Origin of the sequence: Bradyrhizobium sp. RD5-C2 (assembly GCF_019972155.1) — a bacterium.
Taxonomy (GTDB): Bacteria; Pseudomonadota; Alphaproteobacteria; order Rhizobiales; family Xanthobacteraceae; genus Bradyrhizobium.
Genome location: NZ_BOVL01000019.1, coordinates 187,209 through 207,192, shown reverse-complemented (window position 1 = coordinate 207,192; position 19,984 = coordinate 187,209). Strand labels below are relative to the sequence as shown.

Annotated in this window: 18 protein-coding genes; 6 read left to right on the top strand and 12 right to left on the bottom strand. The window is 58.5% G+C overall.

The annotated features are described in order from the left end of the window. Nucleotides 1-48 precede the first annotated feature (48 nt). On the top strand, nucleotides 49-1,293 hold the full coding sequence (locus tag BraRD5C2_RS21995; RefSeq protein WP_223971388.1) for a DNA methyltransferase: 1,245 nt from the start codon (nucleotides 49-51) through the stop codon (nucleotides 1,291-1,293). On the opposite strand, the gene BraRD5C2_RS21990 is transcribed toward BraRD5C2_RS21995, so the two are convergent. The 5 genes from BraRD5C2_RS21990 to BraRD5C2_RS39700 all read right to left on the bottom strand — a co-directional run bounded on the left by BraRD5C2_RS21990 (nucleotide 1,241) and on the right by BraRD5C2_RS39700 (nucleotide 6,491). Next, on the bottom strand, nucleotides 1,241-3,523 hold the full coding sequence (locus tag BraRD5C2_RS21990) for a hypothetical protein (RefSeq protein ID WP_223971385.1): 2,283 nt from the start codon (nucleotides 3,521-3,523) through the stop codon (nucleotides 1,241-1,243). The two genes, BraRD5C2_RS21995 and BraRD5C2_RS21990, sit on opposite strands and share 53 nt — an antisense overlap. Nucleotides 3,524-3,548: 25 nt before the next feature. After that, complete coding sequence (locus BraRD5C2_RS21985) at nucleotides 3,549-3,809, bottom strand: hypothetical protein (protein WP_223971382.1); 261 nt, start codon at nucleotides 3,807-3,809, stop codon at nucleotides 3,549-3,551. A 333-nt stretch (nucleotides 3,810-4,142) separates the two neighbouring features. Further along, nucleotides 4,143-4,931 (bottom strand): hypothetical protein, encoded by a 789-nt coding sequence (locus tag BraRD5C2_RS21980; RefSeq protein WP_223971379.1) that lies wholly within the window; start codon nucleotides 4,929-4,931, stop codon nucleotides 4,143-4,145. Further along, complete coding sequence (locus BraRD5C2_RS21975) at nucleotides 4,928-6,022, bottom strand: ComEC/Rec2 family competence protein (RefSeq protein WP_223971376.1); 1,095 nt, start codon at nucleotides 6,020-6,022, stop codon at nucleotides 4,928-4,930. The genes BraRD5C2_RS21980 and BraRD5C2_RS21975 overlap by 4 nt, the downstream gene beginning before the upstream one ends. 118 nt (nucleotides 6,023-6,140) lie before the next feature. Then, nucleotides 6,141-6,491: a DNA methyltransferase gene (locus tag BraRD5C2_RS39700; RefSeq protein WP_223971373.1), complete on the bottom strand. Its 351-nt coding sequence runs from the start codon at nucleotides 6,489-6,491 to the stop codon at nucleotides 6,141-6,143. 128 nt (nucleotides 6,492-6,619) lie between these two features. Here BraRD5C2_RS39700 and BraRD5C2_RS21965 point away from each other — a divergent pair, with 128 nt between their 5' ends. Further along, nucleotides 6,620-7,480, top strand: coding sequence for a hypothetical protein (locus BraRD5C2_RS21965; RefSeq protein ID WP_223971371.1), 861 nt, complete (start codon nucleotides 6,620-6,622; stop codon nucleotides 7,478-7,480). Here the strand turns inward: BraRD5C2_RS21965 and BraRD5C2_RS21960 are convergent. Further along, nucleotides 7,473-8,162, bottom strand: a complete 690-nt coding sequence (locus BraRD5C2_RS21960) for an HAD family hydrolase (RefSeq protein ID WP_223971369.1) — start codon at nucleotides 8,160-8,162, stop codon at nucleotides 7,473-7,475. The two genes, BraRD5C2_RS21965 and BraRD5C2_RS21960, sit on opposite strands and share 8 nt — an antisense overlap. 286 nt (nucleotides 8,163-8,448) lie before the next feature. Between BraRD5C2_RS21960 and BraRD5C2_RS21955 the strand changes: the two genes are divergently transcribed. Then, entirely contained in the window at nucleotides 8,449-9,033 is a 585-nt protein-coding gene (locus BraRD5C2_RS21955) for a tyrosine-type recombinase/integrase (protein WP_223971368.1), read from the top strand. Nucleotides 9,034-9,471: 438 nt separating this feature from the next. Here BraRD5C2_RS21955 and BraRD5C2_RS21950 read toward each other — a convergent pair whose 3' ends face one another. The 5 genes from BraRD5C2_RS21950 to BraRD5C2_RS21930 form a co-directional block, all read right to left on the bottom strand. Beyond that, nucleotides 9,472-9,681 (bottom strand): hypothetical protein, encoded by a 210-nt coding sequence (locus tag BraRD5C2_RS21950; RefSeq protein WP_223971366.1) that lies wholly within the window; start codon nucleotides 9,679-9,681, stop codon nucleotides 9,472-9,474. A 40-nt stretch (nucleotides 9,682-9,721) separates the two neighbouring features. Continuing rightward, nucleotides 9,722-10,690, bottom strand: a complete 969-nt coding sequence (locus BraRD5C2_RS21945) for a DMT family transporter (RefSeq protein WP_223971364.1) — start codon at nucleotides 10,688-10,690, stop codon at nucleotides 9,722-9,724. A 13-nt stretch (nucleotides 10,691-10,703) separates the two neighbouring features. Next, nucleotides 10,704-11,951, bottom strand: coding sequence for an ATP-grasp domain-containing protein (locus tag BraRD5C2_RS21940; protein ID WP_223971362.1), 1,248 nt, complete (start codon nucleotides 11,949-11,951; stop codon nucleotides 10,704-10,706). Between the two features lie 20 nt (nucleotides 11,952-11,971). Then, complete coding sequence (locus tag BraRD5C2_RS21935) at nucleotides 11,972-13,075, bottom strand: fatty acid desaturase (RefSeq protein WP_223971359.1); 1,104 nt, start codon at nucleotides 13,073-13,075, stop codon at nucleotides 11,972-11,974. A 503-nt stretch (nucleotides 13,076-13,578) separates the two neighbouring features. Beyond that, nucleotides 13,579-14,337, bottom strand: a complete 759-nt coding sequence (locus BraRD5C2_RS21930; protein WP_223971358.1) for a leucyl/phenylalanyl-tRNA--protein transferase — start codon at nucleotides 14,335-14,337, stop codon at nucleotides 13,579-13,581. A 191-nt stretch (nucleotides 14,338-14,528) separates the two neighbouring features. Here BraRD5C2_RS21930 and BraRD5C2_RS21925 point away from each other — a divergent pair, with 191 nt between their 5' ends. From BraRD5C2_RS21925 to BraRD5C2_RS21915, 3 genes are all read left to right on the top strand, one after another. Then, a complete protein-coding gene (locus BraRD5C2_RS21925; protein WP_223971356.1) occupies nucleotides 14,529-15,506 on the top strand; it encodes a hypothetical protein in 978 nt (325 codons plus the stop codon). 72 nt (nucleotides 15,507-15,578) lie between these two features. Beyond that, a complete protein-coding gene (locus tag BraRD5C2_RS21920) occupies nucleotides 15,579-16,589 on the top strand; it encodes a hypothetical protein (RefSeq protein ID WP_223971354.1) in 1,011 nt (336 codons plus the stop codon). Nucleotides 16,590-17,176: 587 nt separating this feature from the next. Further along, on the top strand, nucleotides 17,177-18,388 hold the full coding sequence (locus BraRD5C2_RS21915) for an RWP-RK domain-containing protein (RefSeq protein ID WP_223971352.1): 1,212 nt from the start codon (nucleotides 17,177-17,179) through the stop codon (nucleotides 18,386-18,388). A gap of 733 nt (nucleotides 18,389-19,121) precedes the next feature. On the opposite strand, the gene BraRD5C2_RS21910 is transcribed toward BraRD5C2_RS21915, so the two are convergent. After that, complete coding sequence (locus BraRD5C2_RS21910; protein WP_223971350.1) at nucleotides 19,122-19,640, bottom strand: hypothetical protein; 519 nt, start codon at nucleotides 19,638-19,640, stop codon at nucleotides 19,122-19,124. Between the last annotated feature and the right edge of the window lie 344 nt (nucleotides 19,641-19,984).

Below are 19,984 nucleotides of genomic sequence, written 5' to 3'. Positions count from 1 at the left end.
ACGACTCGGTAAGGCGAAATTAACCAAGACTGGTGTTTATGGTTACCGATGTATGAACATTTGGCCGATCTCACCGAAGAATCGCAAGCGGCGCTTGTAGCCGCTGCCCGTGACGCCTCGCCCGTACGCGGGCTAACGCACGGCTATTACAAATATCCGGCCCGCTTTTCACCAGTGTTCGCTAGCGCCGCGATCAAGGCATTCACCCAACCGGGAGACCTTGTACTCGATCCCCACGTCGGAGGCGGCACAACCTTGGTGGAGGCGCTGGCCTGCGGCCGCGAGGCTGTTGGAGTGGACATCAGCTCACTTGCCGAGTTCATCACAAACGTCAAATGCATCGTGTACTCCGAAGCCGAATTGAAGACGCTTGAGACATGGTCCACGAAGATTGGCGCCGCTGTGGATATACACCGGCCATCAACACCGCTGACCGACTATGAGCAGCTAGGATACTACAAGCATCTCGACCATCCCTCGCGCTGGCGGTTCCGAAAAGCCATTGAGCAGTCCATCGCCGCAGCGGTCAATCTTGGCACGCCGCGCTTAGAAGCTTTCGGTCGGTGCGTGGTGCTGCGAAGTGCGCAGTGGGCACTCGATGGCCGCAGCAAGCGCGCGACCATCGAGGACTTCCGGCGAACCCTCCGGGAGACCGCAGACGATATGGTCAACGGTGCGCACAATCTCCGGCGCGCAGTGAGAAATCATGGCCCGCAGCAATCGGTGACCGTCTTGCGGAGAAGTGCCATCGGGATCAACGAGGAGCCCTCATTGAACGACATGCGCGCACCGCGCTTGGTCGTCACGTCTCCTCCGTACCCTGGCGTCCACGTCCTCTATCACCGTTGGCAAGTCGATGGCCGGAAAGAAGCGCCGCTGCCCTTCATGATCGCCAACAAGTTGGACGGCGCCGGATTGAGCTATTATACGATGGGCGACCGGAAATATCCCGGTCTCAAGACGTATTTCGACAATATCACCGGCTCCATGTCGTCGGTCGCCGCCCTCGCGGACCATGACACCTTGGTGGTGCAGATGGTGGCGTTCTCTGCCCCTGACTGGCAGCTTCCGCGTTATCTCGAAGCCATGGAAGAGGCGGGCCTCACTGAAATGCACTTGTCAGTCTTAAAGGGCGACCGTGACGGCCGCTTATGGCGGAGCGTCCCCGGCCGCCGTTGGTATAGCGCACAGCGCGGCACCACTCCAGGCAGCCAGGAAGTCGTTCTGTTTCATCGGAAGCTCAGGCGGCCTTCGGCAGCTTCTGCGGCAGTGTCAGACAGAGTGGCACGATAACCCGCGCCACTCCTGCGCAGTGCTCATTGATAGCCTTCCGGCACTGCTCCTCATTTTCCTTCCATGCCGAGGTGGGTTTGACGTTTTCGAGCAAGCCCATGGCGATCAGCGCAAGACCATACTTGAACACGAAATCCACGGCGAGCTGCTCCTCGGGCGCGCGGGTATGCTTAGCCTGCTCCAAGAGGCGCGAGTCCTTATTCAGCGCGAGCTGAAGGCGCGTGGTGCCGGGGATGCGCTCGACAGTGAGGGGTAAAGCCTCGGGACCATTGTTTACCTCGATCACGTCAGGACGACTCGGAGAATCCTGGGTCTGCATCTTGTCCTGCGGCGGATCCTTTTCGCGTTTCTCGCGGGGCTGCACCACCGTGACATGAACGGTCAGCTTGAAAGAGTGACCGGCATCGTCCTTGATGAACACCTCGGTTGTGTCGGTCGAGCCGACGAGCGCCTTTTTCGGGCAGTGGAACGTCAGCGTGAGGCGTCCATTGAAAAGACGGGATGACGGCTCGAACGGTCCTGTAGTCGTCACAGATCCGGGATGCTTGTTTCGGGTGAAATAGTTGTTCTTCACGTCCGTGATGAACGAGACGCGGGTATCGTCGCCCTTCGGCAGATTGACGCGCACCACCGTCAACCCGTCTGCGCGCTTGAAGTACGTGGGATACTCCTTGCCGACATAGGGCTTGGGATCGCCCGTCGCCTTCTGGCCGGGATTCTGTGACGCCATCGCCGCCGCGGCCTTGCCGGGCAACATACTGCTGAACAGATCGGCCAGTGAGGGATCATTGGCAAGTAGTTCTTCGAGCGCGCTGATGCCGAGCTCGTCAGAAGTAGCGTTGGCGATCTTTTCCTCGTAGCGCTTCTTGTTCAGGGCGTTCAATCCCTCATGGTCGCGCAATTCCTTTTGAAGCTTCTTGAACAGGTCCTGAAGCAGCGCGTCCTCGCGGAAGGTCTCGCGGTTGGCCATAAAGATGGCGTTGCGCGAGGTCTGGCTGAGACCTGTGCAGTCAAGCGTGACCAACATGCTGCCGGCGATGTGTTCAAGGTCCACGGCCTTGGTCTTGAAGAACTGCGTGTCACGCTTCGCGTGCGACTGGCCGTTGATAAGGGCGCGCAATCCGGTCTGCGGCGCATCCTGGTCGGGGTCGTCCTTGTCCATCATCTTGAAGACGCGCACCTCCGCCGGGATGGTCTCGCCGCTTGAAAGCTTGATCTGGACGCTTGCACCGTCCTCAAAGCCTTCCTCAAGCTTCTTGTAGTTCCACTTCGCCAGGCGATTCCAAATGGTGTTCTGCATGACGTTGGCCTTGTAGTGCTCGCGGCACTCGATGAGGCGCAACGGCAGGACCGGCTTCAGCAGATAATCTTCCAGCTTGCGAAAAAGCTCCCCGCAGATGTTCGAGCGCGGGGCCTTAAAGTTGTACATCTTGATGAGGGTGCCGCTGGGTACCTTGCGCTCGCGCGGCGCGCACAGTTCGCCCGATTTCGCCATCAGCTTCGGCACCAGCCCCAGGGGCTCGGCACCAGCAGTCATGACATTACCGTCCGTTCCGACCAGATACTTCCACGAAGGGCTGGACTTATGAGGGAAGAAACAGAAAACAGTGAATGCCCACTCATGCGGCTTCGAGCACATGTCGTCAGGTACGCGGGAGACGATGAGCTGCATCTTGCGATTGTCGCCGCAAAAAGGGAGGACGCCTGTGCCTCCCATGTTGAAGCGGCCCTGTGTGAACTCCACGGCGCCCTTGTAGGCACCTTCGGCACTGCCGAAGATCAGCGAACAGAAGGTCTTGGGAAAGTCCTCGGCAAGCTGCCCCTCTCCGGCGTCGTAGAGCGAGATAGAGGGCAAGAGATTGCTCCCGGTGGCGTACAGGACCATCGACTCCTCGGCCAGCTTGCGGATTTCACCACTCTCCGAGAGGTCGCCGTAAAACTTCTCCACGGCGGCAGGCATGCTCTGCGGGGCCTTGGGGCTACGGGGGTCAATGCCGGCAGCCCGGACCTTCCGCATCAGGATGGCGTCGATCGCGTTGGTCACCTTCTCGACGAGAGCGGCTGCGGCTGTGCTCTGCTGAGCATGGACCACCGATTGGTTGTTCGGCATGTTGCCCAGGAAGCGCCAGCGCTTCTCATCGTTCAAAAGCCCCTTCTTGGTGAGAATCTCCAAGGCGACCTCTTCATTCTCGGCCGCCAAAAACTCGTCCAAAAGCTGATTGTCTTGCATTCCCTGCCCCTAATTCATTGAAATATTAATCCAATTTGAAGTCGACTGTCTCTTTGCTCCCCGTTGCGGACATCCGCGCTTTGAGCGCATCGACCTCTTTATTGAGCGCCTTGACGATCTTTTGAACGTCCGAATCGTCGAACTGGTAGGCGTTTTTATTCCCCAGCTTACCGATTATACGGATCGCCTTGATCGCATTTACAGTCCGACTTTCGGCCAACTCAACGAACTTTGCGCGCTTTGCAGCCTTTGATGCTGCGGCTTCCTTGTTCTCCTGACCGGTCATTTTCGTCCTATTCTTAGTAACTAGCCTTATAAATTACGAGCCAAAAAATCTTCTAAATTACTGAACGAAGGGAGTCGAGAAGAATTTTGGAACCGGGAAGATACGTGCGTCGATCATCGCGTCGTCACGGCGAATGGTTTCTGAGGTTGTTGAGCGAGCGGGAGAATTAATGGTGCATGTCGCGCCACTGTATGCGCTCATGAAGCCGCTTGCGCCTGCGAGCGGGAGCGCACTACGGATGCTTGAGACCGTGCGGTTCGTGGTCGAGGCTGTCCCGGAATATGCGGGGGGGGGAGGGGCGCGGCGTCCCTAAGGAAAGCGGCGCTTTTTGTCTCAATTCTCTTTCTTCGCCCTCGATCGCGACCGGGTCGCGGGGGCTGCCGGAGCAGGCTTGTTGAGCTTGTCGATGCTCAGGAGAAGCTGGCGGGCGTAGAGGCGCGCTGCCTGGAACACGTTCTGCTCGTTCACGAAGAACGCGAGGTACAGCGCATGCAGGACTGCGACGCCGATGACGGTGATGAGCGCCTGATCGAACCTGCGCGTCACATCGATCGGGAAGCGCAGCCAGAGCGTTGTGCCGCAGAGGATCACGATCAACGCATTCAGGTAAAAGCCCGGAGCGCGCAGGCCCAGTAGATTCCGGTGGAAGCCGTAGCTGACGTTCTCGCTGAACACGATCGGGAATTTCTTCGCATCCCGCGTATTCTCGCGCAGCCAGTCACCGCCCCGCTTGTAGAAGCCATCTGCGGCGGCAGGGTCCGCCTGCTCCTGAACAGCGGTGGGCGCTGCCTCGTTGAGCTTCTGCGCGAGGAAAGCATGCATTTTTGCCTTGGTGATCGCATCGAAGGTGTCATCGCGATGCCGGAGCATCACGGTGCTCGGCATTCCGCCCATCTTCTCGTATAAGCCCGGCTCGATGGCCTTGCCGCGCTGGCGCGCGACGTTGTTGAACACCGAGAACAGCGCCGTGAGGCCGATCGCGGCGACGAGCTGGGTGAAGTTGAATGATGTCCATGAGATCAGGATCGCCGCGAGCGCGAAGGCCGGCGCACCGGCGACGATCGCCGGAATCAGGCGCGCGCGCAGCGCGTATGTGTCCGGCATCGCGACGTTGATCTTCATGCCTCGACCTCTGTCTTGAACGGCTCGGGGACCGAGTCGACCCAATCCTTGCGGTCGTCCATGTCGAAGCTGTAGCGCTTCGCGAGGGTTCGCACGGTATGAACCGGATAGCCGCGGCGCAGGAAGGCATTCGAGACCTGACCGCGCGGATGGCCGAGACGCTTGGCTCCGACGGAGACATAGGCGGTGCCGTACTTCGTTCCTTCGGGGACGCGAGCACCGAGCCAGCGATCGAGCACCTCAGGCGTGACGTTATGGCGGCTGCCGTGATGCGGCACCTGCACGAACGTCGGCGGGGCGAGCATGCCGAGCATCTGCGCATAATCCGCCGCCTCGTTGAGCGCTTCGGGACCGGCGTCAGCGGTGAGCAAGATCGAGCGCTTGCCGAACCGGCCGAGCTGCACGACGCTCGTCTCGTTGGACGCATTGGTCGGCGGCTGCGGGTTCGATGACAGTGTCTCGATGTTCCACTTCTCGTCGATGTATTCCGCGACCTTCTTCTTCGCCTCGGTGAACAGGCCGCCAAGCAGCGTGCCCGTCGCGCTGTCGGCGCTGTAGTTCTTAGGCGTCTTGGGCAGCTCGGGGATAAGCCTGATGTACCGCTCGCGCGACGGCGCGAGCACGGTGAAAGAGCCGATCTGCGACCCCTGAAAGACGTGATTGATGTTCGTCTTGAAGAGGGACTGCTTGTTCTTCTTGGCTACAAGCTCCTCCAGCTGGATGAGGTACGGGTGCAGGTCGCGCATGTCCTTGTAGAGGCCGTCGCGCGTGTAGTTGCCATGGAAGTGTTGGATCACCTCGTCGACGAACAGCCACGGCCGGTTCATCCAGAGGTTATCGACATGGAAGCGCTCGAGGACCTTGATCAGGCCGGTGGCGTGATCGTCGTCGGCATGCGAGAGCACCATGTGATTGATGCTCACGTCCCTGCCGTAGTATTTTTCGATATGGTTGATGATGGTGTCGGACGTGCTCGCGTAGCCGCCATCCACGTTGTAGATGGTGTAGCCGGTCAAGGCCGTGCCTTCACGGATGATGATGGCGTCGCCGCTGTCGTCACCGGTGGGCAAAAACTCAATCTCAAGTCCCAAGGGGAAAACTCCATAAGAATCGAATTGAATATTTCTGCTCGCTCAACTGGGGATCGCAGTATGGAACCACAAGGGAGCAATCAAGGCATTGATTCAGCGAGAAAATCCGGTAGAGACGTCACGGAATCGCCTTGAATGGAACCGGACCGGCCCTAACGCAAAAGAGCCCCTCGCGGGGCTCTTTTGGCGGATATCGGCAAGTTGCCGGTCGGCGGCGTAGCTGCCAAAGCCGCGTTTCACGTGCCAGCACTGCAAGCAGAGCACGTCTCAGCCTGTATCCCGACCATGAGTGAGCGTGTGAAGAGCGCATTCGGGTCAGCTCCTTAGCTGCGACGAGCGTTGTGCCTGATCCCGCGTACGGGTCGAACACCACGTCACAGGGGCGGCTGAAAGTGCGGATGCTCCACTTCATCACCCCAAGGGCCTTCTGCGTCGGATGGGGGGCATCCCAGGTTGCGCATCTCAGCATGCAACACGTGGATAAGTGCGCTCCCTGGTGCCGAGAACCGTGATTCTAATTGCGAATGGTGAGTTTGGCGCCATGAGTTCTTCGGGTTGTAACGATCGCAAGCTCGAAACAGGTTCGGAGATTAAGGTATGGCTGAGTGCATCGGGACGGGCTGGTGGGCCATCGTGCAATGGGTTGCACCCATCATTTCATCCTTCTTTCCTTGGCCCGCTCTGATCCTCGCGATCCTGGTGTCGCCGCCCGTTCGCAGGAGCTTGAGCAATTTTGCGATTGCCTTTGCGGAGCTGCCCCGCGCGGTAACCGCCATCAAGATGGCCGGCTTGAAGATCAACCTTGATCCCGGGAAGGCAAAGGAGCTGCTGAGTATTACGAGCGAGGTGGTTTATGCTGATTTTGAGCGAGTCATTGATCGCGAGGTCGAGAAGCAAAAGATTTGGTCTAAGTTCGAGCAGGTTATCGAGAAGGGGCTAAGGCCCTTTATTCATACCGAGGTGCCGCGACCAGACGCTGAAAGTCCGTTTCCCTTTCGGGTGACCCTGCATATGCCGGACACACTTGAGCCCGAAACCCTGTACCAACTGATCGACTATTATCCAGCGGGACCATTTCCTAACTCGAAGGGACGAAGGAAATCGATCCGATTTGGAGCAATCGGCAAAGCCTGGCGACTTGAAAGCTCCGACTATTCGCCTGCGGTGTCGACGCAGCGAAACGATCTGATCAAGGATTGGGGTATGACAGCGAAGGAAGCAGAGGCGGCTGGCCAAGGCCGTCAGACTTTTCTCTCCGTGATCCTCCGCGACAGTTCACGCGTCCCTCTTGCGATTTTTTATATGGACGCCTACCCAAAGGGCTTCCTGGATCAACATTCCGTGCAAGAAATTGCTGGAGCAATAGAGAAGGCGGCCGGAACAGCGAAGCTAACGTCCGCTCTTGTGAACGTCCGAACCAAGATGGTCGATCAGGCTGCAAGGCCCAAGGTTAGTTAGGGAGGGGGATGATTTTAAGGACCTCGCTCAAGTCCCGGACGCTCTCCACGTTCAAAGGTAGGCGAAGTTCGCTCATTTCGACTCGGTCCCAGTTGCGGGTAACGATCAGCACAGCATTCAAGCCGACCTCATGCGCTGGGAGAATGTCTGATTTCAGGCTATCACCGACAACCCAAGAATTTTTCCGATCCACCTCATGCTTTTCGATGAAACTTTCGAACGTTGCCGCATTCTTTTGATCGACGACTTCGACAGCTTGAAAATGATGCAAGTGCGCAAACTGAGATAGGCGACTCTGCTGGACCCAATTCTCCCCGGCCGTCAGAATTCCGAGGCGATAGTGGCGCCTCAACTGCTCGACAACCTCGGTGACAGAATCGTGCACAGCGGCTGGGTCCCGGAAAACCCGTTCAGCGATCGACCTGATGGTGTCTCTTTCGAGATCAGTCGCGTCCGGAAAAAAATACGTTAGTGTTCGATCGAATGATTCCGGGAAACGCTGCGCGGAATAGCCGTGTGTCTTATAGAGCTCTTCGTCGATGGCTTGCTGCACCTCAGTCGCAGTCGCCTCGTCGATCCCTCTCCGCGCTAGTTGGCTTGCTAGCTTGCGACGGGCCTCATCATAGAGGCGTTCTGTCTCCCAGAGAGTGTTGTCGGCATCAAATATCACCCATGGATACATCAGCTGTGTCCAGCAAGAGCTTTGGCCCCCCGCTGAAGGGCCCCTTTACTCATAGCGAACTGCATCGGTCTGCGCCACCTTAGGCGTGGCTTCAAATCGTCGATACCCAGCAAGCACTGCCCGTCGCCGGCGAGCGGCGAACTGATGATAGAAGGACAATTCTATCATCAGTCAAAACAAGGCCCTGAGCTACCACGCATTATTTCCGGCCAAGCATGTACGTGCCTGCCTGACCCGTTACAATCCAGCGTCCTGCTGACCATAAGTAACCAGTCAGGAGGGCAAATTGGGACTCGGTAAGCAAGCCAAGACGTTGAGCAAGGGTCAGATCGAGGCCATGCTCTCGTACCTCTCAGGTACACGGCACCCGGAACGCAATCGGCTCATCTTCCTGTTGTCGGTGAAAGCCGGGCTGAGGGCGAAAGAGATCGCTCGCCTCACCTGGTGGATGACCAACGACTCTTCCGGAGAGATCGGCTACCAGATTTGCCTCCAGGACGTAGCGAGCAAAGGTAACTCAGGCAGGATGATCCCCTTGAACAGCCACGTCCGAGCGGCGCTCATCGAATACAGGCGCAAGGTGGTGCATTTTGCGGGACCGTTCGTCATCAGCACGGAGCGTGGACTGTCCACTTCGCCCCAAGCTATCGTGAATATGTTTCAACGGTGGTACCGGCACCTCGGATTTTTGGGTTGCTCGAGCCACAGCGGACGAAGGACATTCATCACGAACGCAGCTCGGAAGATTCCGACTGTGGGTGGCTCGTTGAGGGACGTCCAAATGCTCGCTGGGCACGTCAATCTGAGAACTACGGAGCGCTACATCGAGCAGGATGTCGACGCCCAACGACGGGTGGTTCAGCAAATGTGATAAAAACCCCGGGTAGCCGATTTAGGGATCCCCCAAAAGGAGAGCCATCGAGTTACTCCAGGAAGCGATTGAAAGGGCGTAGCGCCAAACGCTCACATTTGGTGAATCAGGGGGGCGACATACGCTTCGCTCCCTAAACGGATCAGTTTTTTGAGAACGCGTCGACCTCCGTTATAAGAGGTGTTTGCGTATCCAGCGATTTGAAATGGCGGTGTCTACAAACCTGTCGAGTTCGCGCACCCTCTCTGCCCATTCTTTCCGGGAGAGGAGTCCTGAATTGCGCAGGTCGTCTAGGCGCTGACGAGCTTCCCCTGCTGGCAAGGCCATGTCTTCGAGATTCCGTTCCGCCGTCATGCTCTTTCGCCTTGCAGGACTGTTGACGCGAGGTCACGGTACGATGGGTTCATCCGAGCAGATAGTAACGAAGCGAGCAGCCCCCTAAAACGGAGAGCTGTGGTCGTGATGATTGTGTTCGTGCCAATGACTCGTATGGCCGAAGCTGTCGGTTTCGGACGGATCCCATCCCTTCTTGCGATCTGAATTGAATGGATTGTCACTCTGTGACGGGTTGCCGCGCGCGCCTCCCACACTCAGCAGGATGCTCACCGGAACCATGATCAGAAGATAGATGATGAATGCCGTACCCATGGTGCGATACTCCGCTTTGCAATTGAACAACGAGACGGTTTTAGCCGGCACGGCGCAGTTTACGCCGTGCCGCGTAGTACTCTGCCGCGCCTACTCCAGCGAGAATGAGCGCAGCCCCGACCGCCATTCGGGCCGTGAAGATTTCGCCGAGCAAGACGTAGGAGAAAAGTGCGGCCGCAGCCGGCTCGATCGTGAAAATCAGCGCGGCGCGGTCCGCCGAGATGTCTCGCTGGAACCTGGTTTGGAGATAGAAAGCAAGGCCGGTGGCGACCACGGACATGAAGATCATCCCGAACATGGCGCTGCCGCTCCAGGTCGGGAAGCCATGCTGCGGTTGTTCGAAGGCGAGCGCGGCGAGGCTCGTTCCCAGCGCGACAGTCATGAACTGCGTGACCAGGAGAGGCACGGTATCGTACCGCGGTGTTCCGGGCGAGGATTCCATCTTGCGGAAGGATGCGACCAGGATGGTGTTCAGCGCTATTCCGAAGGCGCCGACGACGGACAACACGGCGGCTGGGCTCAGACTGAGCAGCCCGTCCCTGACGGTCATCAGGATCACGCCGACGGTCGCAGTCACCAGGCCCGCAAGCGTCGTCAACCGGACATCGGAGCGATACACGATCCACATGACGAGCGGAACCAGCACCGAGCTGAAGGCGGATATGAATGCCACCTCACCCGAGGTGCCCGGCGATCGAAGAGCCTCGTACTGGAAAGCGTACGTCAGAACGAGTGACGCACCGATCAGCAATCCCGGCTTGATATGGCGGATCATCGTAGCGAGACCATACCGATAGAAAGCGAATGGCGCGAAGAGCAGGAACGCCAACCAGAACCGGCCGGCGAGGAAGAAGAACTTGAAGTCCTTCCATTCGTTCAATGCCTGCTTGGCGATCGGGAACGAGATCGCCCAGCAAAGAACGGTGATGGTCAGCATCCATCCGGCAACCATCGAATGCCGCCAGCGGCGGGCGGTCGCAATCATGTCTCGCGAAACAACGATTGTCACGGAAACCTCCTGTCTATTTGCCGTGGTAGAGTTGATGTTCGATCTCTCGAAGGGTCGCCACGTCCTTCGCGATGGTCGCCGGATCGTCGTGAAGGAGGCCGATCCAGCCAGCGATCGTCGCGACGTCGACGGTCTCGTTGTAGGTGTCGCCGACCTGCTGCGCCTTGATCGCCATCGAGTGGAAGGAAGGGAGCGCGCGCACCGTTTCTGCGGGAAACGGGCGCTGCAGCCGTCCCTTCATCGGGCTCGCCAGGAAGACGACCGAGGCCGGCGTCGCGCGGCGGTCGGTCGAGGCGCGCAAGCTTCGGATCAGCTGCAACGGATCGAGCGCTGCCTTCAGCGTCAAGTCGATTTGATCCCTGCCGGTCGCATCCGCGGAAATGCGGGTGATGAGACCCGGCAAGCGAAAGCCGATTTCGACCGGACGAAAGCCCTTATCGGTCCGCCACACTTCCGCATGCGACGCCCCCTCACGGTATCCGACCGCATCCAGGAGGTCGCGGGCGTAATCCGTCAGGCCCTGCGCATCCTCGAAGGACACCAGCTGCATCGAGCGGTACATGGCCGGCGTGCCGTTCAGCGGCGCTTTTTCATAGCGCCAGATGTCGGTGACGAAATGCTCGCCTTCGGCTGAGACGGCGTCGACGACGAACTCCTCAGCCTCTTCGGGGTGCAGATAGTCCATGACGAGCACGCCGCCGTTCGGCCGCTCGTACAGGCTTTTCGCGCTGCTGACAGCGTGAAACGCAGCCGCGAATTCGCCGGCGTCGCCGACCAACCGGACATTGTTCGTTCCGCCGCTCGCGCGAGGCTTGAGCACCATCGGCCGCTCCGGGAACCCTCTCGATTGGGCGAAGCGTAGGGCGGCGTCGATCTCGTCGGCGGTGAAGTACTTCTGGGGGACCACCGACAGGCCCGCAGCGTCGAACTGAAGGGCCTGCTCGACCTTGTCGGAGCGGGCAAGGATCGTCTTCGGATCGTTCTTCAGCTCACCGCGATAGAGCTTCAGCCGATCGGTGATGGCGACGCCGCTGTCGGCGCCGACGATGATCCGGTCGACGTCGCGCAGGGCGTGGATGGCGGCCGCGTCGTCACCATCGTACTCGATGGTGCGTTCGAAGATGCTCGGATCGTAACCGCGCGTGTAATACTCGGAGCGAGCGTCGAAGGTGCGAAGCTCGATCACGGAGTGCCCGAGCTGCTGGGCGCGCCGCGCGAGCAGCGAACCGGACGAGATGGGATCTGTGACGGCGATCTTCATAGTGGTCTCCTGTTTGCTGGCTAAGAGCTTGACTGGTTGGAGAGGATCGGCTGCGGCAGCGGCGTGGTTGCCGTCGCCTGACGGGCGAGGATTTCCCACGCGACAAAGGTCGCATCGATGTGATCTGCGAGGCTGCCGTACGCGTCGTGCAGGCGACCTGGGTGGGCGAGCAAGTAGTCCCGCCTGGCGAACGAGGGATTGGCCCAGTCCGAGCGCACCATCACGTGATGCAGATCGTGCTGGCTGAGGTCGCTGACGAGGACCGCAACCCGTGCCGCCAGATGGACCGTCACGGCGCGCCCCAACCACTTGACCCAGCCGACCGCATGGTTCGGCGGCGCATCTCCGAGGAAGCGAGCGATGGTCACCGGCTTGCCTGCCAGCCAACGATGCTCCGAAAGGAATTGCAGGACCGCGGACGCGGCGAAGCCGACGACGAGCGGGATGAACCAGCCGACGAACCAGGCCAGCGGCTGCTTGGTGGCCGCGGTGAGACCCGCGAACACGGTGGCCTGGATGAAGGTCACAGCGACGGCGCGCGTCGGCGAGGTGATCGAACCCCGGATCCTTGCCAGGAAATAGGTCGCATACCAGCGGGGGGAGGTGAGGATGCGCGCAAGCTGGGTCCAATTCCAGGCGCGCGAACGCGAGGGATCGAACCCGCAAACGTCGATCAAGAAGCGCAGGTCGGGGTCATCTTGCGTGCTGAGTTTCCGCGGCGAGTGGTGGTCGCGCGCGTGCTCAACCTGATAACGATCATGCGCCAGGGTGACGAGGAGCATGGAGATGACGTCGCCGAGGATGGCATTAGCCCGCGGCGTGTCGAGAACCGTCCCGTGCGAGGCGTGGTGGGCGATGCCAACGTAGAGGGTTCGCATGGCTCCGGTCGTCAGAAGCAGTCCGATCGGAACCACGGCAAGAAAGGCGGCGCCGCCCCAAGTCCAGCCGACGGACAGGGACACGCCAAGGATCAAGGTGAAGGACGCGGAAGCAATGCGGGATGCCGAGTTATGCCGGAACAGCGGAACCTCACTGTTCGTCGGCTCACCGGTGAGGAAAGTAACAGCGGGTTGCACCAGCTTCGGAAGTCGGGCTGCCAGCGCGGAGCGGATTTCGGTGGTCATCTTGGTCTCCGTGGATCCTACTCTATGTCGTGGGCTATGCCACATGTTACATAGATAAAGACACGAATACTGATGCAGTCAATGCGATGTAACCAAATTAATGTCACATGTGAGTGATTCGATCGACTGGCATCGACGGTCGGTTGATCCCCTTTATTCCATGCTTTAAGAATCCCGGTAATATAATACTGCAGCTACCCCCATGGCACGCAGCGAGAAAGGGGTTAGGAATGGGCTTGGGATCTTTCGGGGCGACCAGGGTGGCCGACCAAGCAGCGGGCGAGATGCTCGCGAACCAGCAACATGCCACCACGGAGGGAGGGGCTTCGAGCCTGAGCTCGGCGCTACGCTAAACAGCCTCGGATGCACGACGAATGGCGCGGAACCACAGGAGCAGGTGTCGCGCGGGTTAGCCGCGGTTCAATCCGGCTTGGGTTTACGCTGCGCCGCTGCGGACCCCTACGGCGGGAGAAGCGACGCAAAAAAGGGGGCCGCGCTCATGATCAAAATGGCCTAAACTGGAGTCCCGCGCGCTCACGGAGCTGTTCAAATTCCCCTCGAGGAACAAGCTGTGCACCCCACTTGCCGGCGAGACCGACTGCCATTTGGGTGTCGATAAACGTGCGACCGATTGCCTGCAGCCGTTCAATCAAGGCCCAAAAGGCCAGTTTTGTGACGTCAGATTCGATGTGGAACATGGATTCGCCGGAAAAGACACCGCGCACGTCGACCCCATAGAGCCCGGCCACCAAACGGCCCTCGCGACGAACCTCGATGCTGTGGGCGACGCCCAGTTGATGCAATTTGCAATAAGCGGCGATGAAGTCCGCCGTAATCCAAGTCTTGGCGGGAATCTTACGCTTTATCTCCTGCCCGCCTTCTAAGGAAGCCAAGAGACGATGTCGGGGCATCGCTGCGCACGCTTGGATAACGCCCTCAAAATCCTTGTTGATGGTGATCTCCAAGCCCCGGTCAGCCTGCGCCGCGGCGATGAAGGCGCGGTCTGTGCGGCTGATGGCCCGGCAAGGCAGAGACAACACTCCGCGTCGCGGAGGGTGATACCATCTTCCATGACCTGACAGAGGATCGACGCTCCACGGAAAGACCCCGTGCTGATAGGCGCACAAGACCGTTTCAGACGTGATCGTCACCCTGTCTGTTACGAGCCCATTGAGGGAATCAGCAGGCGACGCGGCAAAGGCTGAGCACGGTGAACCAAATTCCAGCTCGCCAATCCTCGACCGCTCATCAGGACCGCTCATCTTGCCTCCTGTCAATTGGCATGTTATTTGTTGCACAATATGGATTCTAATTTTTATTGGTCAATTGACCGAAGAGTTTGCTATGAATTTTCTCGTCACAAGACGGTGATGCGGTTGATGCATCGATGCAACCGTCAAATGACGTGATATAAGAAGCCAGATGACTGGGAAAACTAGATCGGGAGTGGACTTTGAAATATGGCCGCGAGCAGCTTGTCGCCGACGTTGAAAGTTGGTTGCAAACCAAGGACGTCCTGGATAAGGCTCGAGACCTTTTAGGACATGGAACTCTAAGCGATTCAGATTTGGCCAATTGGCGGCGGCGGAGAATACCGCCCGCCTTATTCGAGGGCGCCGCCTTAGACTATTTCGGCCGAGACAGGTCTCTCGAGACCCCTCAGCAGGCGCGGGTCATTGGCAGAGAGTCTTGGCAAGCTTTCACCGTCTCCCCGCAGGAAAATAGCGGAAGCCATGACTGCACAGTTCTCAGGCTCTGGACCGGTGTCAGGAAAACCGTTTCCGCTGATGAGGCAGCGTTTCTAACGCATAGAACTTGGTATTCCGGAGAATGGGATCCCAATCCAAAAGTGATTGATCTGATCACGGACGAACATCACGAGTCGCGTCCCATCGCTATTTCCCCTGATAATAAGGGCGGAATCGTCGCGATCGCGTGGGAGCTCGCGAGTGATGAGCTCAAGGATTTCGGTTACAGGGTTCGACTTAAATCAACAGTTTCGAGCGGGGGGAAAAACGGCCCGACGTACGAATACTTGGGGGGCATGGTAGGCATTCCAGTCGATCGATTGGTTCTCCTCATTCGCCTTCCACAAAATCTGCTTAAGATGTCAGATGATATCTTCAGCTTGCACAAATTCAGCATTCCGCGATGTCTTCAATTCCTTCCTGACGGCGTTCCTTTCAAAACGCTAGAGCAGTTCCTGTCTGGCGGACTCGATCGAAGATGGTTGGGGCCATACTTCAATGTTCTCGGTCAAGCAAGCGTGACAGGAACTGATGTCAAAGTACCTGAGGTTCTTCGAACCGAACTGGCCAAAGCAGAAAGCGGAGAGGGCGCGGCCTATGTTGAATTCACCATGGAGATACAGAATCCAGCACCTTACCTTTGCTATGCCTTGGTATTTGATCTTCCCAACAGTGGCGTCTAGTCCGTTTGCCTAGTCCCCGATGGTGTCGCGCCATGTCGCAATTTATCGCCACTTGAAGGAAGTGAGAGTGTCATGCAGCACGATCTTCTATGGGGCGCTCTCATGGCGTTGTGTGTTGCTTTAGTTCCCAATTTGATCGTTGCGGTTATTGGGAAGCTGCAAAAGGACATCAAAGCGAAGTTGCCTCCTGGTGAGGAGCTAAAGCTCCTTCCAGGCACCATACCCTGGACAATCTTTTTTCTCGCCTGCGGTGCGTCAGTGGCTGCACCGGTAATGTTTGGTTGGAATGGTCCGGATGCCGCCCATGGCGCGTCTATCCGCTACTGGTACCCAGCGCTACTCGCAACGGCGGGCATCGCCGGGGCGTCTTACTTTATCGCCGTGGTTGGCCTGAACGCAGATGGCCTCGGTGCCGGTCTTTCCGAAATAATAGATAGTACATTGAGTCCTTGCTTCTATCTTGGCCTCGCGGCGCTGTTAGCTGGCTCACGGCCGGCGTCATTCTGGGCCACAGTCGTTGCGATTCCATTGGCCGTTTGCGGGCTAGCAATTGTGGGCTCAGCGCCGGCCCTCTGGCCAGCCGATCATCTACCCTCCAAGTCAACCGGGCTTCGCCCGTTCGATTCACCATACGCACTTACGTTGATTCTATGCGGTGTGGTCGGTGCTTTGGGAACAGCTTTTTCTCTTTGGCTTGTGCGAACCGGTACACACCAATTTGGTACCAGCCTTGGCTTTGCGGTCATGTGCAGGTATGGCGGAGTTGCGTTCGTCTGTCTGCTGCTGGCCGTGCGGGATACAAAGACATCTTGGCCACCGCTACCTCTCGATCTATGCGTTGTTACTTTCCTCGGAGGAGCGTTTTTCATCGGCGGCGGGTTCTTCGCAGCGGTTCATATCCAATCGGAAGCGGCTACGGCGGCGTCGCTGATTCTAATCCCTCTGGTGGCACTTGCCGTTGAAGCCATGTTGCCTAGATTGGGATTGGCGCGGAAGAAACTTAACTATGGTTCTCCATTGCTCTGGTCCGGCATCTTCTTTGTGACAGTTGGCGCTTTTCTTCTTCATTGGGCTGATCACTAACGACTTTTGATCTTCTAACGGGCTCAGAAGCTCTCGGTTTGCAAAACCCGTCGCACACCGCTCCCGCTCAGTGAGCGTTTTTGCCGCAGGCGCGCCAAGAACGCATCGGCCGACCGAATAGTGGTTGCTGACGACGTTGATGGTTCCGACGAGCTCGGATGAACTGTGCGGCCAGCTCAATGAATTGTTCGTCAGAGTATCTTTCTTAGCGGCTCACTTGGCTCCCTACACGGCTGGACGGCCGTTTGTGGACCCGGCGTAGTCTTCGCGCTGATCGCATTGGTCGTGAACTCGCTCGATCGACGGCTACAACCGCTAATGCTTCGGCTCCCTACGCGAGGAAAGTCGCGAATTCCGATGCAACCGGCTTGGCTAGTTTGTAGCGATGGCCCGGGTAGCCGATTTAGGGTTCCGTTAAAAGGAGAGCCGGCTAGTGATCGAGCGTGCGCGTGAGGCTCAGGAAGGCCAACGAATAAGCAGGGCGAGCCGCCTTCGCTCGACCATCATCGGCAGTATGCTATTGACGGTTATTGTCCGCCCGCATCTCCTAAAACCAAATGCCTGTGCAAGAACTGACACGCCGCGCCATGTATGACATGGTCTGGTCACGGCCGATGACAAAAGTGGCTGAGGATCTCGGGATCTCAGACGTTGCTCTGAAGAAGATTTGTGACAAGCACCGAGTTCCCACGCCCCCGCGCGGCTATTGGGCAAAGCGGGAAGCTGGCAAGCCAACGAAGCAAATTCCCCTTCACAGCACGGCCGATCCGCAACACGAACACATCGTTATTCACGGTTCGCGGAACACCTTAGCGCCAGAGGTCCGCGCGCTTCTGAATCAGGAGCGAGAGCGCCGAAGTATCAAAGCGCGCCCGATTTCTTCTGTTGAGTCCACGGCGACGTCCCCAATCCAAGATCCGCACGGCGCTATCGCGGCAACTGCCAGAGCTCTGCGTAAGCCAAAAGCGGGTGCCGACGGAGTAGTTCGGGCGAATGGTCAGGGGTGTTGCGGGATCGAAGTCGGCACCGCAAGTGTAGAGCGTGCGATCGCGATCTTAGACGCCATCGCGCGCGGGATTGATGCGCGGGGGCTGACGGTTGAGCCCGTCGGCGACCGGATACGTGTGACTCTACCTCCAGACAGCCTCACATTCTCCCTGGTTGAGCGAATCGAAAGGCGAAATCACGAGCCGACTGTGGAAGAGCTTTCGAAGGAGAAGCGACTCCGCGAGAAGGAGGAGCGTGATCGGCAGCGTGGAATTTGGTCGTTTAGTCGAGAGCGGGCCTATCCAGAATTTGATTTCATTCGTACCGGAGAGCTCAGCATCCAAATTGCGGATGAATACGTAAGGGGGCTACGTCGCAATTGGGGTGACGGGAAGCGTCAGAAAATAGAGAGTCTCGTCGACGACATCGTCGGCGGGATAGCGACCTATCTTGCGGGAGTTAAGGCCCGGCGCGAGGAACGTGAGCGGTGGAAACGTGAGTGGGAGCAGCAAGAGGAACGGGCACGCCTGGCAAGAGCTCGAGAAGAGCGGGAGACGCAGCGTCGCGAATTCCTCAAGCGCTTTGTTAGGATCTCGATAGAGGCGGATGAGCTCAAATCGTTCGTGGCGCGGTTGCGTGAGCTTGTGCCGAAGAATCCAACTGGCGAATTGAGTAGAATGATGGAATGGGCCGAGGCTCAGTTGTTGCGCGTTCAAAGCGAGCTGACGCCCGATGGAGTAGCCGCCGCGTTGCGAGACCGGGGCCTGTTTCCGGAAATTGACAACCTTGCTCCGCCCGACGCGGATGAGTGAATCGGAGCGTAGCCTAGCCCCGGGTAGCCGATTTAGGGTTCCCCAGAAAGGTAAGCCGGCGAGTGACTGCGGGTGCGCGATCTGAACGAACGTTCCTAACTGCCGTCGCGCCGAGAGCATCAGTGCGCCTTCCGGCCCATCCATCCGGTTCGGAGCGTAGCTAGGAGCGCCCGTTATCGAACCACGCCCTATAAATATCGCGACATCTCGGCGTCAATTGATCAACCGTGACCTCCATTGCAGGGGTACTCGCGGAAACTCCGGTGGGCTGAGACATCGGTCGGAGCATCGGACCAGCCGGTCCGGTCCACTCCTGGGAATGAACGACCAAAGCGGGCACGGTCGCTAATCTAAGCCCGACGAGAGACGGAGAAGCTTTAGACCGTCGAGGGTGGCGCGATCGTCGGACCGGTCGTGCCGAGACCCTGCGTAGACAAGCAGAGGCGTGAGGGGGCGAACCGCACTACCCGTCCCGGCCGAGACCACGGCCCCTCTGGTCCGATGATACCGATGCCGTTACACGCACGAATCACTTTGCCTCACTGGCAAAGTGATGACCTCCTCCATAACCGCACATCGACATTCAGCGACGTGATCGTTGAGATCTCGATGGATCCTTCAAACCGGCTAGCAGGCGGAGCTCGCCCGAAGGGCGCTCACCCTCGCACCGCGAGGGTGAGGAAACAGCCACGACGATGGCCCTGGCGGGATTAATAGGCCTCGTCTGTGACCTTCAGGCCGCTTTCTTCTCCGGCAGGACCTGTTCGAGCCTGAAGGCGCCCGTGACTGGGTCCAGGTGCACAACGCGCATGATCACACCCGGCCGCGCGAAGCTGTCCGTCCTGACGTATCCATTTTCGGTCCACTTGCGTGTGGAAATAACCACGTTGATTTTCCCATCGAGGTGGCGCCGAGCCCACGCGAGGTGTTTGAAGCACTCGCGTCTGCTGGGACCGTCGAACCAATCCCCCCAGCTCGACCTCTCGTATATCATCCGGCCGTCGACCATCCTGAACTCGTCCTGCCACAAACTGAGCGCCGCGCCCGGGGGGTCTTCTGACATTGCTGACAGGCTGGAGCGGGGATTCTTCGGGGTTAAGCCGTAAATCTTGAATGCTTCGGTACGACTGCGGTTGCGCGACATATCGATTCCTTTCTTCTCAGTGAGGTTTGTTTTACTTGGGGGTTTGTATGCCTGAGGCAGCACCATGTATTGCTGCGGCCACAAGCTTGATCCGCGCGGCGTGTCCACGCACTCGCTCGACTGTGATCAAAGATGCTTGTTCGAGGGCGTGCAGGGCCCGTGACTTCGCATCTCGGCTGATCCCGAGTTCGGCGAGCAGATTCTTCGGGAGTGTGACGGTGAGCCTTCCCGTGACAGCCGCGCGGTGATGGATCGCCAAGAAGACGGCGAGCGTCTGCCCAGGCAGGCTCGCTGCCGCGCAGACCGCCGACCATGGAATGGGGCCTTTTAAAAATCGAGGCGTCCGTGGAAGCCGCGATGGCGGCGCCACTTCTATCTCGTTGATGCGAAGACCAAGCATAAAGACTCCTATTAGATGTCCCGGTGTCTGCCGTGCCAGACAGTCGCGTCGC

Coding starts and splice junctions, on each gene's coding strand:
- BraRD5C2_RS21995 (WP_223971388.1), top strand. CDS start 49: ATGTATGAACATTTGGCCGATCTCACCGAAGAATCGCAAGCGGCGCTT.
- BraRD5C2_RS21990 (WP_223971385.1), bottom strand. CDS start 3,523: ATGCAAGACAATCAGCTTTTGGACGAGTTTTTGGCGGCCGAGAATGAA.
- BraRD5C2_RS21985 (WP_223971382.1), bottom strand. CDS start 3,809: ATGACCGGTCAGGAGAACAAGGAAGCCGCAGCATCAAAGGCTGCAAAG.
- BraRD5C2_RS21980 (WP_223971379.1), bottom strand. CDS start 4,931: ATGAAGATCAACGTCGCGATGCCGGACACATACGCGCTGCGCGCGCGC.
- BraRD5C2_RS39700 (WP_223971373.1), bottom strand. CDS start 6,491: ATGCTGAGATGCGCAACCTGGGATGCCCCCCATCCGACGCAGAAGGCC.
- BraRD5C2_RS21965 (WP_223971371.1), top strand. CDS start 6,620: ATGGCTGAGTGCATCGGGACGGGCTGGTGGGCCATCGTGCAATGGGTT.
- BraRD5C2_RS21960 (WP_223971369.1), bottom strand. CDS start 8,162: ATGTATCCATGGGTGATATTTGATGCCGACAACACTCTCTGGGAGACA.
- BraRD5C2_RS21950 (WP_223971366.1), bottom strand. CDS start 9,681: ATGGGTACGGCATTCATCATCTATCTTCTGATCATGGTTCCGGTGAGC.
- BraRD5C2_RS21940 (WP_223971362.1), bottom strand. CDS start 11,951: ATGAAGATCGCCGTCACAGATCCCATCTCGTCCGGTTCGCTGCTCGCG.
- BraRD5C2_RS21935 (WP_223971359.1), bottom strand. CDS start 13,075: ATGACCACCGAAATCCGCTCCGCGCTGGCAGCCCGACTTCCGAAGCTG.
- BraRD5C2_RS21930 (WP_223971358.1), bottom strand. CDS start 14,337: ATGAGCGGTCCTGATGAGCGGTCGAGGATTGGCGAGCTGGAATTTGGT.
- BraRD5C2_RS21920 (WP_223971354.1), top strand. CDS start 15,579: ATGCAGCACGATCTTCTATGGGGCGCTCTCATGGCGTTGTGTGTTGCT.
- BraRD5C2_RS21915 (WP_223971352.1), top strand. CDS start 17,177: ATGTATGACATGGTCTGGTCACGGCCGATGACAAAAGTGGCTGAGGAT.